9 protein-coding genes are annotated in these 11,989 nt (G+C 61.4%); 8 read left to right on the top strand and 1 reads right to left on the bottom strand.

Annotated elements, in window-relative coordinates; genetic code table 11:
• The first annotated feature begins 10 nt into the window (after positions 1–10).
• The 7 genes from CKW07_RS23850 (at position 11) to CKW07_RS23820 (ending at position 9,230) form a co-directional block, all read left to right on the top strand.
• Positions 11–646 (top strand): NADH:ubiquinone oxidoreductase subunit N, encoded by a 636-nt coding sequence (locus CKW07_RS23850; RefSeq protein ID WP_095147329.1) that lies wholly within the window; start codon positions 11–13, stop codon positions 644–646.
• 203 nt (positions 647–849) lie between these two features.
• Positions 850–2,361 (top strand): YdgA family protein, encoded by a 1,512-nt coding sequence (locus tag CKW07_RS23845; RefSeq protein ID WP_095147328.1) that lies wholly within the window; start codon positions 850–852, stop codon positions 2,359–2,361.
• Between the two features lie 235 nt (positions 2,362–2,596).
• Positions 2,597–5,065 (top strand): poly-beta-1,6 N-acetyl-D-glucosamine export porin PgaA, encoded by a 2,469-nt coding sequence (pgaA, locus tag CKW07_RS23840; protein WP_095147327.1) that lies wholly within the window; start codon positions 2,597–2,599, stop codon positions 5,063–5,065.
• Positions 5,066–5,077: 12 nt separating this feature from the next.
• Complete coding sequence (gene pgaB / locus CKW07_RS23835; protein ID WP_095147326.1) at positions 5,078–7,078, top strand: poly-beta-1,6-N-acetyl-D-glucosamine N-deacetylase PgaB; 2,001 nt, start codon at positions 5,078–5,080, stop codon at positions 7,076–7,078.
• 1 nt (position 7,079) lies between these two features.
• The gene (gene pgaC / locus CKW07_RS23830) at positions 7,080–8,438 is read left to right on the top strand and encodes a poly-beta-1,6-N-acetyl-D-glucosamine synthase (RefSeq protein ID WP_095147325.1); all 1,359 of its coding nucleotides are present in this window, start codon (positions 7,080–7,082) and stop codon (positions 8,436–8,438) included.
• Complete coding sequence (pgaD, locus tag CKW07_RS23825) at positions 8,435–8,944, top strand: poly-beta-1,6-N-acetyl-D-glucosamine biosynthesis protein PgaD (RefSeq protein ID WP_095147324.1); 510 nt, start codon at positions 8,435–8,437, stop codon at positions 8,942–8,944. Before pgaC ends, pgaD begins: the two co-directional genes overlap by 4 nt.
• A 106-nt stretch (positions 8,945–9,050) precedes the next feature.
• Positions 9,051–9,230 (top strand): hypothetical protein, encoded by a 180-nt coding sequence (locus CKW07_RS23820; protein ID WP_095147323.1) that lies wholly within the window; start codon positions 9,051–9,053, stop codon positions 9,228–9,230.
• Between the two features lie 2 nt (positions 9,231–9,232).
• On the opposite strand, the gene CKW07_RS23815 is transcribed toward CKW07_RS23820, so the two are convergent.
• Positions 9,233–9,832, bottom strand: a complete 600-nt coding sequence (locus tag CKW07_RS23815) for a hypothetical protein (RefSeq protein WP_256577106.1) — start codon at positions 9,830–9,832, stop codon at positions 9,233–9,235.
• 760 nt (positions 9,833–10,592) lie between these two features.
• Between CKW07_RS23815 and CKW07_RS23810 the strand changes: the two genes are divergently transcribed.
• On the top strand, positions 10,593–11,987 hold the full coding sequence (locus tag CKW07_RS23810; protein ID WP_095147322.1) for a PLP-dependent aminotransferase family protein: 1,395 nt from the start codon (positions 10,593–10,595) through the stop codon (positions 11,985–11,987).
• Positions 11,988–11,989 lie beyond the last annotated feature (2 nt).

The raw sequence follows: 11,989 nt of genomic DNA, 5'->3' as shown, positions 1-11,989 counted from the left end.
GATTCCAATAATGAAAAACCCTTATGCTCTCGGTTTCTGGTGCGCCATTGTTGCGTTGGTGCTGCTGTCGGCAACGTATTTCTATGGCGTGATGCTGGCTTACCCGCTCGACAAGGCGTTGATGTTTCTCGACAGTGCCAGCGCGCTGATCGGGGTCATGTCGATCGCAGTCGTCGCCTGGGCTGCGCTGCAAGGCCATCGGATCAAGAAAAAACAACTCGAACAAGGCAAGACCCTGGTGCTGATCTGGGACACCAAGGTGGCGTTGCGTCGGGTTGAAACCGTTTTCGACCGCTATTTCTGGGGCAGTTACTGGCAACCGGGCCGTACCTTCCAGGAAGTCATGGGCGAACTCACCGGCACCCCGCTGGAAAAAAGCCTCGAAGCCCTCAAGGTTCAATGTCGGGCGCTCGACCAGCAGGCCAGCGGCGAAGGCTGGCACTGGCAGAAAAATGCCCGCGAACTCTCTGACGTGGCCACGGCGATGGCGCGCGAACGCTACCAGCTGGACTTCTGCGACCCGCGTTCCGAGTCGCCCAATGGCGCGGTGATCAACCGGGATTTCGAGGTGCTGGTGTACACCTGGACCGCCCGCCTGAAAACCTTTGATCACCAACTGGATGAGATGGAAACGCAGTATTCCTGAGCTGGCGCCGATCCTTCCCACGCCCGCGCGTGGGAGCGATCTCAAATCAGTGTCGGTGCACGCATTAACCCTTATTTTTTGCGTCGTGCTGCGCACCCGGTGCTAATCTGCACTTCACTTTTGTACGAAGTCGAGCCACGGCCTGTCATGGGTTCAAGGAAGACGACTACACCTTCAACAATGGACAATTGATCAGGTCATTCATGAATAAATCAGCAGGCGTACTTCTTGGAATCGTCGTGGCCCTTGGTGCAATCAGCGCAGGTGGCGCCTGGTACACCGGCACCAAGCTCGAAGGGGTGCTGCAAACCTCTCTCTCTGATGCCAACAAGGAGCTGCAAGCGGCGATGATCGGCTCCAACGGCACCGCGACCCTGGAGCTGGTGTCGCTGGAGCGCCATCTGTTCAGCAGCACCGCCCGCTACCGCCTCAAGGGCCAGGGCGAGATGTTTGGCGAGCATGCTGACGGCGTCGAGCTGCTGTTTGCCGACCGTATCGAGCATGGCCCACTGCCATTCTCGCGCTTGGTCTCGCTGAAATGGCTGCCAGTGATGGCCACCAGTCATTACTCCCTGGAAAAGACCCCGCTCACCGAAAAATGGTTTGCCGCCACCAAGGACGTGTCTCCGCTCAAGGGGGTGGTCAACCTCGGCTACGACCGAGCGATCAGCGGCACGCTTGAATTGCTGCCCGTCGACGCGGCGCTGGATGACCAGTCCACGCTGAAGTTTTCTGGCTTGAACATGGAAGTCTCGGCCAGCGCCGAGGCACAGAAGGTCAAAGCCACTGGCTACATGGACAACCTGACGCTGACCAGCGTTGCCGAAGATCAGAGCCCGGTGAAAATCGAAATCAATGGCCTGACCATGGCCAGCAACCTCAGCAAAAGCAGCTACGGCTACTACCTGGGCGATAACACGGTCGAGATCAGCAATACCCGCACCACCTTCGGTGAGCAGTCATCGGTGCTGAACTTCAAGAAAACCGAGATGAAGACCATCACCAGTGAATCGGGTACCAACGCCGCCGGACGTGCCGACTACCGCATTGGCGAGGTGACGCTCAACGACAAGGCCATTGGTTCGGCGAAAATGGCCTGGAGCATGAAGAACCTCGACATCCCGTCGACCTTGTCGCTGGTGCAGGTCTACCAGGCCAAGCTGCAACCGTACGAAGCAGCGGCCGCTGCTGCAGAAGCCGCGGGTGAACCGCTACCCGAGTTGAACCTGACGGAAGCCGAACAGGTCCAGGTCAAGGCCGATCTGGAAAAGCTGCTGGCTGCCCAGCCGCAAATCGCCCTGGAGAACTTCTCGTTCACCACCCCCAATGGCGAAAGCCGCGCCAGCCTGGTGATCGACCTGACCAAGCCGCAATCGATGGAGCTGCCGGAAGACCAACTGGTCCGCCAGCTGATAGCGCTGCTGGACTTCAACCTGCACATTTCCAAGCCGATGATCACCGATCTGGTGAGCGTGCAGGCGCAACTGGAAGGCCAGACCGACGCCAAGGCGATTGCCGAGCAAGCCACCGCGACCAGCGACATGGTCAGTGGCATGGCTGTCGGTACGCAACTGGCGACCCTGGACGGCAACAACATCGTTTCCAAACTGCACTATGCCAATGATCAGGTGGACTTCAACGGCCAGAAAATGACCGTCGATCAGTTTGTCGGCTTTGTGATGAGCAAGCTGGGTAACACCGGCGAGATCCAGTAAACAACACGCTACACGGCCTCAACGAAACGCCCGGCCATCCGTTCTCGCGGATGGACCGGGCGTTTTGCTGTGTAGGACGATTCTGAAGAAATATGCGGATTCGTCTTTTGGCTTTCTCCGACATGGAAGACTTCACCGCAGGATAGCTTGGCGGTGTCATAGGGCACCGGCCGCCTGATATGTAGTGATCAGGGGAACCCATCGCTCCAGCTTTCCTCGTACAGGAAGCTTGCGAATGTTGCGTACCCCTCACTCTTACCTGCGCCCGATCATCGGCATGGCGCTGTGCAGCCAATTGCTCTGGTCGTCGCTGGCGTTTGCCGATACGGCCTACGACGACCTGGTCCGCCAGGCCCGGGCGGGCCATTACACCCCCGCGCTGGGCGTGCTGCGTCAGGTACCTGCCAGCCAGTTGACCACCGGCCAGGTCAGCGATCACCTGCAGATTGCCAGTTGGGCCGGGCTCGACAGTGAAGTGGTCGACGTATATGAAACCCAGGCTCGCCATCGGGTGTTGCCGGTTCAGGCCCTGACGGCCACGGCGCGTGCCTACCGCAACCTCAAGCGCTGGGACTCGGCCACGGCGCTGTACCAGAAAGCGTTGGCGCGTGACCCCAAAAATGCCGACTTGCAGTTGGGGCTGGCACTGACCGAGGCCGATGCCGGCCAACCTATAGAGGCTGTCAACCGCACCAAAGCCCTGGTGGCGGCCAAACCTGAAGACCCGACTCGCCGCCTGGCCCTGGCGTATGCCTTGACCCGTGCCGGAGCGACCTACGACGCATTGTTCGAGTATGACCAGGCGTTCATGCGCGCCGGTAACAACCCTGACGTGGCCCGCGAATACGTGATCGCCCTGCAACGGGCGCGCTTGCCAGAGCCGGCCTTGCGCCTGGCCCGTCAACGCCCGGGGTTGATCGATCCGACCCTGTTGCGTCGTATCGAAGGCGACGTGGCCGCCGAGCGAGTACGGCTGGCGGAGCTGGCCACGCGCAGCGAGAAGGAACGCTACCTCATCGCTGACCGTGCCATGGCCGACTACGACCAGTTACTCAAGACCTGGACCCCGGACGCCCAGGCCCACGACGACGTGACGCGCTGGCGCATCGACCGCATGGGGGCGCTGAAGGCCCGCGCGCGTACCGCTGAGGTGATTGGTGACTACCAGCAACTGACTCGTGAAGGCGTGGCGATGCCGACCTATGCGCTGCGCTGGGTCGCGGCGTCTTACCTCGATCAACGCCAACCTGAGGTGGCCGTCGACCTGTATCGCCAGGTGCTTGCAGCGCCGGATGCCGATGCTGGCGATCGCCTCGAAGACAGCACGGCGTTGTATTACGCGCTGCTCGAAAGCGATCAGCCGATGGAGGCGCGCAAGCTGGCCGAGAGCCTGGCCCAGAGCCAGAAGCCGCGGGTCGAGCTCAAGGGCCTGCCGGTGGGCAACCCCAACGATAAGTGGATGGACGCCCAGCAACTGGCCGCCCAGGCCGGTACCTATGGCGCCGATTTGCCCACGGGCGAGCAGCGCCTGGCGACGTTGGTCGAGCAGGCGCCAGGCAACACCGGTCTGCGTCTGGCCCAGGCGGATCTGTACCGCGCCCGCGACTGGCCGCGCCGTTCGGAAAGCCTGCTCAAGGAAACCGAAAGCATGGTGCCACGGGATGTCGGGCTGGAAGTCGGGCAGGGGCACACTGCGCTGGACTTGCAGGAGTGGCGCCAACTCGATGCCCTGACCGATGACGTGGGGGCACGCTTCCCGGACAACCGCCAGGTACAGCGTCTGCAGCGTTTGCGTGAAGTCCATGACATGGCCGAGTTGCGGGTGTCGACCTATGGCGGCAAGAGCTACGGCGGCGGTGATAACGGCGCGGGGGCCGTCAGCGGCACCCGGGACTTCGGGATCGAGACCCTGCTTTACAGCCCTCCGATCGACGAGGATTGGCGTCTGTTCGGCGGTGCCGGCTACGCCACTGGTGACTTCCAGGAGGGCACCGGTCACCACCGTTGGCAGCGTCTGGGTGTTGAGCGGCGAACCCGCGACATGACCCTGGAGGCGGAAGTCTCCAATCACGCCTACGGCTACGGCAACAAAACCGGTGCGCGCGTGGCACTGGCCCGGGACATCAGCGATCACTGGCAGTACGGCGCCAGCCTCGACTACCTGTCGGCTGACACTCCGCTACGGGCCTTGAACAGTGACATCAGCGCCAATGGCGGCAGCGGTTTCGTGCGCTGGCGCGCCAACGAAAGTCGTGAGTGGAAGCTGGCGCTGAGCCCGTCGCATTTCAGCGATGGCAACAACCGCTTCGAAGCGTTGCTGACTGGCCGCGAAGGTGTGTACAGCGCGCCAGGCCTGCAGGTCGACCTGGGCCTGGAGGTCGGCAGCAGCCACAACTCGAAGAATGCCGACGTACCGTATTTCAACCCCAAGTCCGACTTCAGCGTGTTGCCGACGGTGAGCGCCAACCACGTGCTTTATCACCGCTACGAAACCTCGTGGAGCCAGCAGTTCCAGGCAGGCGCCGGGACGTACAGCCAGCGCGACTACAGCACGGGGGCCATCGGCCTGCTCAGTTACGGCCAACGCGTCAGCTGGAACGACGTGTTCGAGGCCGGTGCCGCCGTGAGCTGGCTCAACCGACCCTATGACGGTGATCGCGAAAGCGATCTGCGCCTGGTCATCGACCTCACTTATCGCTTCTAGAAGAGTTAGATCATGCCTGCAATGACACGCTGCATCCTGCTGCTGGGGGTATTGCTGCTCACCGCTTGCGCCCAGCAGGCCCCGGCCTTCGCGCCGCCGTCGGAACGACCGCTGGCCGCCAATGAAAAGCCGTGGCCGAAGAACCACGTGCTGGGCATTGCCTATCACGATGTCGAAGACCGCGACCCGGACCAGGCTGTCGTGGCCGTGCGCACCGAGCGCTTGATCGAGCAGTTGGCCTGGCTGCGGGAGAACCACTACCAGGCGGTTACCGTCGACCAGATCATGGCGGCGCGCAACGGCGGTCCCGAGCTGCCACCCAAGGCGATCCTGCTGAGTTTCGACGACGGATATTCGAGCTTCTACACCCGTGTCATGCCGGTGTTGCGGGCCTACCACTGGCCGGCGTTGCTGGCACCGGTCGGCAGTTGGGTCGACACACCGCTCAAGCAACCGGTGGACTTTGCTGGCACCCCGCGCCAGCGTTCGGACTTTCTGACCTGGGCGCAGGTTCGCGAGATTTCCCGTTCCGGGCTGGTGGAAATTGCCGCTCACACCGACGCCAACCACAAGGGCGTGCTGGCCAACCCACAGGGCAACCTGCAACCGGCGGCGGCCACCCGTCGCTACGATGCCATCGCCAAGCGTTATGAAACCGAGGCTGAGTTTGAGCGCCGCTTGCGCAGTGACGTGGCCGCCATCTCGGCGAAGATTCGCGCCGCCACCGGTTACGCCCCCCGGGTCTGGGTCTGGCCTTACGGCGCCGCCGACGGTACGGCGTTGCGCGTCGTGGGCGAGCAGGGCTACCAGATGGCGCTGACCCTGGATGATGGCCTGGACAGCCTCGATAACCTGATGAGCAGCCCGCGCTTCCTGGTGGCCTCGGACCCGGACGGCGAACACTTCGCCAACAGCATCGTGGCAGTGCAATCCGACTCGCCGATGCGCGTGGTGCATGTCGATCTGGACAATGTCTATGACCCGGATCCGGCGCAGCAGGACATCAACCTCGGCAAGCTGATCCAGCGCATGGCCGACATGGGCGCCAACACGGTGTTCCTGCAAGCCTTCGCTGACCCCAAGGGTGACGGGCTGGTGCATTCGCTGTACTTCCCCAACCGTCATTTGCCGGTGCGCGCCGACATTTTCGACCGCGTCGCCTGGCAACTGCGCACGCGCGCCAACGTCAAAGTCTTCGCCTGGATGCCCGTGCTCAGCTTTGACCTTGATCCGGCCTTGCCCCGGGTGACCCGCTGGGACCCGGCCACTGGTAAGGCCTCGGTAGATCCCGACCAGTACCGGCGCTTGTCGCCATTCGACCCGAACGTGCGGCGGATCATTGGCGAGATCTACGAAGACGTCGCGCGCCTGACCTCGGTCGACGGCATTCTCTACCACGACGACGCCTTGCTCTCGGACTTCGAAGACGCCAGCCCCCAGGCACTGCAGGTCTACGCCGCCAATGGCTTGCCTGGCTCGATGGCGGCACTGCGTGGCGACCCGGCGACGATGCAACGCTGGAGCCGCTTCAAGAGCCGTTACCTGATCGACTTCACCCATGAACTCACCGCCAGGGTCCGCGCCATTCGCGGGCCCCAGGTGCAGACCGCGCGCAACCTGTTTGCCGAGCCGATGCTCAATCCATCAAGCGAAGCCTGGTTTGCGCAAAACCTCGATGACTTCCTGGGTGCCTACGACTGGACCGCGCCCATGGCCATGCCTCTGATGGAAGGCAAGACCCGTGAGCAGTCCGGAGCCTGGCTGGAAACGCTGGTGGCCACCGTCAAGTCCCGTCCCGGCGCGCTGGACCGCACGGTGTTCGAGTTGCAGGCCCGTGACTGGACCCGCCAGGACGCAGCGGCAGCGCTGGACGGCAAGCAACTGGCGGACTGGATGGGGCGGCTCAAGCGCCAGGGTGCCAGCAGTTTTGGCTACTACCCGGACAACTTCCTCGAGAACCAGCCGGACCTGAAAACCGTGCGTCCCGCGCTCTCCAACAAATGGAATCCCTGACATGCTGGACAGACTGCTAGCCCTGTTGGTACTGGCGATCGTGCTGGGGATTCCCCTGGGCGTGATCTTCCTGGTCACCGGGCAATTCCTGATGGACTTCGTGTTTTTCTATCCCCTGTTCATGTCCGGGCTGTGGATCGCCGGCGGCTTGTATTTCTGGCTGCACTGGGAGCGTCACTGGCCGTGGAAGGCGGACACACTGCCGCCACCACTGGCCGGTGAGCCGCTGATCTCGATCCTGATCCCTTGCTACAACGAAGGTGACAACGCCGCCGACACCATTCACGCGGCGCTCGGCCAGCACTACCCGAACATCGAAGTGATTGCGATCAACGACGGCTCCAAGGACAACACGGCCCAGGTTCTGGATGCCTTGGCGGCCGAGGATCCGCGCCTGCGGGTGCTGCACCTGGCGGAAAACCAGGGCAAGGCCGTGGCCTTGCGCATGGGCGCAGTTGCCGCGCGCAGCGAGTACCTGGTGTGCATCGACGGTGATGCCTTGCTCGCACCGAACACCGCGGCCTACCTGGTGGCACCGATGCTGGACAACGCCCGTCTGGGCGCGGTGACCGGCAACCCACGCATTCGCACCCGTTCCACACTGGTTGGACGGGTTCAGGTCGGTGAATTCTCCTCGATCATCGGTTTGATCAAGCGCACGCAGCGGGTGTTCGGCCGGATCTTTACCGTGTCCGGGGTGATCGTTGCGTTCCGTCGTTCGGCACTGCACCGGGTGGGCTACTGGAGCCCGGACATGATCACCGAAGACATCGACATCAGCTGGAAGCTGCAACTGGACCACTGGAGCATCTTCTACGAGCCGCGCGCACTGTGCTGGATCCTCATGCCGGAAACCCTCGGTGGCTTGTGGAAGCAGCGCTTGCGCTGGGCCCAAGGGGGCGCCGAAGTGCTGTTCAAGAACATTCGCGGCATCTGGCAGTACCGCCATCGTTACCTCTGGCCGTTGCTGTTCGAATACTGCCTGTCCACTGGCTGGGCCTTCACCTTTTTGCTGTCGGTGGTGTTCTGGGGCGTGGGCAAGTTCGTTGACATGCCAGAGGCCATTGCCGTGCATCACCTGCTGCCACCGGCCTTCACCGGGCTGCTGCTGGCGATGGTCTGCCTGCTGCAGTTCGCGGTCAGCATTCTGATCGACCGCCGCTACGAGCGCGGCCTGTGGAAAGTCATGTTCTGGGTGGTCTGGTACCCGCTGGTGTTCTGGTTTATCAGCCTGCTCACCACCTTGGTCAGCTTTCCCAAGGTGCTGTTCGGCCGACATCAGAAACGAGCGCGTTGGGTTAGCCCCGACCGTGGCATCAAGCCGCTGAACGATGACGATGAAGAGGTGCTGGAGAAATGAAAATCATCAGAACCCGCCAACGACCTTTCCTGGTAGTGGTCGACGTGTTTTTCACGGTGCTGGCCTGGATTGGCTTGCTCTACTTGCTGGTACGTGGCCTTTGGCCGCTGCTCGACACCCGGGGTGGACCGCGTATCGATGTCTCGGTGTTCGATGCCCTCGGCACCCTGCAGATTTACCTGTGGGTGGCGCTGCTCAATGCGGTGATCCTGATTTCCTGGGCTCGCTACCAGCAACGCAAAAGCAAAAGCTTCTCCCGGCGCCGCTTGCCGGCACCGGTGGTCGACGACAAAGGGCTCAAAGCCAGTTTCAAGTTGTCCGCCGAGCACCTGACGCAACTGCGTTACCCGGGAACCATGGTGATCCACAACGATGAAGCGGGGGATGTCAGCCATGTGGTGACCGGCTGCTTGCCCATCGATCCGCAGACCCGAAAGCACCTGCCCCCACCGGTATCGCTGGAGAAACCGAAGGCGACGCTTACGCAGACCCGTCACGAGGCTTAGCGGCCCTGTTTTACCGGGCAATGGCGGCCTGAGCGTTCAGGGCATTGGCATCGATCGTGGAAAGCGAGCACTATCGAACCAATTCCTGGCGAGTTGGAGGCCAGCTGTGACACAACGTATCGACCGTATTGCCCAATTGCTCAACTGCCCGATCAAGGGCGAGGAGATGCGCCGGGCGATTACCGAGGCCCGCAAGGACTTTCTCCTCGACGACGAGCAAGAGGATGACGACGAGGACGAAGAAGGTGAACCGGGCGGTGAAGAGAGCGGTACGCCGCACGCCTGACCCTACCACCAGCTGCGGTTGCTCTCCAGTTCAGCCCGGCATTGCTTGAGCTGCCAGTTGTAATCCTTTGCCTGTTGCTCGACCTTGCGCGCGACCTGCATCAGCCAGGGCTTCTGCCGATAACTCTGGCGACTGAACCCGCCGCGCCCTTCGTGGTAGGCCAGGTATTGGTTGTAGGTGTCCCACTTGGAAATCCCCAGCTGGCGCTGGGTGCCGGTGGCGTACCAGCCGACAAACATGATCGCATCGTCGAAGTTGTCCCGCGAACCACCGTTGCCGGTGCCGTCTTTGTACTCGCCCCACACCGGGTCCTGCGCCTGGGCATAGCCATACGCCGAGCTGACCCGGCCCCAGGGAATCACCCACAGCAAATAGTCGCGAGGGGGCAGGGCGTCTTCGACGAAACTGCTTTCTTGCTTGATGATCGCCATCGCCACGTGGGGCGGGAGGCCCCAGGCCTTTTCCATTTCCAGCGAATCTTCGTACCAGTCCGGGTATTGGCGGTAGATGCTGCAAATATTGCTTTGCTCACGTGGCGGCGTCGTCGAGCACCCGGCCAGCAGGGCCAGTGTGGTGAGTAGGGCTAAAAACCGTCGGTGCAAAAATCACTCAATTGGCGACAGGCCAATCCTTGTAGGTTAAAAAGGGGGCTGGATACACCTGCGTGTCGCCCTTTACGCACGAAGTCCGAATGGTTCCCGGGTGTGGCGCGCAATCACTCGCTGACCACCCGGTCAGTATTACGCCATTCAATGCCGTGATCGAGCCGACAGGTCCGGAGTCGTTGGTAGCTCTCAATCATAACCGCCCAGCCGCTTATCTTTTACCCCCTGCGGCATATCAGCAGCCATGTGGTGCGCGTTTTCACCACTGGGAAGGATTGCCGCCCGGCTTGCGTTGGCGCTCCTTGCTCGCACAATCTGCACTCTGCGTGCTTGCGGTTGGCATCGATCCATGAAAACGAGCACTATCGGGGCTCTTTGCACTGCGCTCCAGGCGAGCGATGACGTAGCGAGCGGTAGCGCGCTTGCGCGTAAGCTTGGTCTATGATCGGTGCACATGTCTGTCACCTTGTTCGGTCATCTTGAAACCGCTGGAAATTGCCGGCAGGACTGCTGAAGATGGGTTCCCTGCTTGACGGCAAGGTCACCTCCGGGTGGCACAAGTGGGGGGGCGCCGACCTTGCCTGGCACCCGTGCTGCAATCGAAGCGCTTCGCCACTGATGTGTGCTTTTTACCGACTGGCCGCAGTACAAGCCTGAGTGTCGGCATGGATGGCCGAGTGCAAGCATTGACCCCGCGAGCATGACCTCGCATGGGCAAGCGCAGTACCTAACGCACCAGGATTTAAAGCGATTGAGCATGAACCCAAGTAAAGATTCGACCTTTGCCTATCAGGCTGTCTACCGCTACCTCGTCGAGTTGATCGAAGCCAACAACCCCGAGGGCGAGCAGAAGTTGCCGTCGCTGCGCCAATTGGCGCAGCGCTTGAATGTGTCGGTTTCCACGACCAAATACGCCTATTCCCTGCTGGAAGATGAGGGACGCATTTACGCCAGGCCCAAGCTTGGCTACTACACCCGGGCAATGCCCACCGCGCTGATCAACGAGGGGTCGCCGAACCTGCTCGACAACGTGTTCGCCAATGCCCGACAACCGGGGATGCTGGCGCTCAGCAGTGATGCACCGGCCATGTTGTTATCGTTGGAGAACCCGCTATTGATGATGGAGCGTGAGCTGACGCGTCAGTACCCGCGCTCCCATGCACCGCTTTACCAGCCTTTCGGCGAGACAGAGCTGCGTAGCGTTCTGGCCGATCGCTACACCCATTCGACCACGTGCTACTGGCGCGCCGAACATGTGTACATCGGTTCGGACTTGCGCAGCGTGCTGGAGTTGTCCCTGGAGGCGCTGAATCTGCATGGGACGGTGGCACTGGTAGAGTCTCCCTGTTCCTGGGCAATTTTGCGGCAGTTGCAGGTTGCCAGAATCCGCGTGATCGAAATGCCCTTGGGTGATGACGGCCGTTTTGATCTGCAAAAGGTCCAGCAGTTGATACAGCGCGAACCGATACGCCTGGCGGTATTGTCGTCGACCGTGAACATTCCCCATGGCAGCTTGATGCCCACCGAAGACAAACAACAGGTGTGCCGCTGGCTGGCGGAGCGTCGGATCTGGCTTTTCGAGAACGACAGCTATGGTGAATTCAGCTTTGTACCCGGCGCCTCGCGCTACCGTGACTTCGCCGATCCGGAACGGTTGTTGGTGTTTTCCACGTTCGACAAGATCATCGGTTCGGAGGCCCCTTATGGCTACATCCTGTGTCGTCTGCAGGGCGCGGAGTTTCACCGCTTGTTTCTAGAGCGTGCCTTTCGCCTTTCACCTATCCGGCAAAAGGCAATTGCCAAGTTGTTTGCCACGCGTCGCATCGACCAGCACACACAGGTGCTGCGCAGCATGTTGCTCGATCGTATGCAGCGCATGAAGGGCTTGCTGCACGAACATACCGAAGGCCAGTTGCAAATGATCGTCCCCCAAGGTGGTGCTGCGATCTGGATGAAGGCCATGCGCCCGGTGGATATGCGCCGGGTGTTCGAGCGCCTGTTGGCCAAGCGCATCGTGATTGCTCCCGGTGAAATTTTCAGCCAGCAAGGTGCCTGGCAGCATCACTTGCGCCTGAGCTACACCATCGATTGGAGCAAGGACATCGACCATGCCCTGAAGTTGCTCGCCCAGGCTATAAGTGATGAATGTTGAGA

It is taken from the genome of Pseudomonas sp. Irchel s3b6 (assembly GCF_900187415.1).
Lineage (GTDB): Bacteria > Pseudomonadota > Gammaproteobacteria > Pseudomonadales > Pseudomonadaceae > Aquipseudomonas.
Note: the sequence above shows the minus strand (reverse complement) of the source record. Positions and strands in the feature narration are given on the sequence as shown.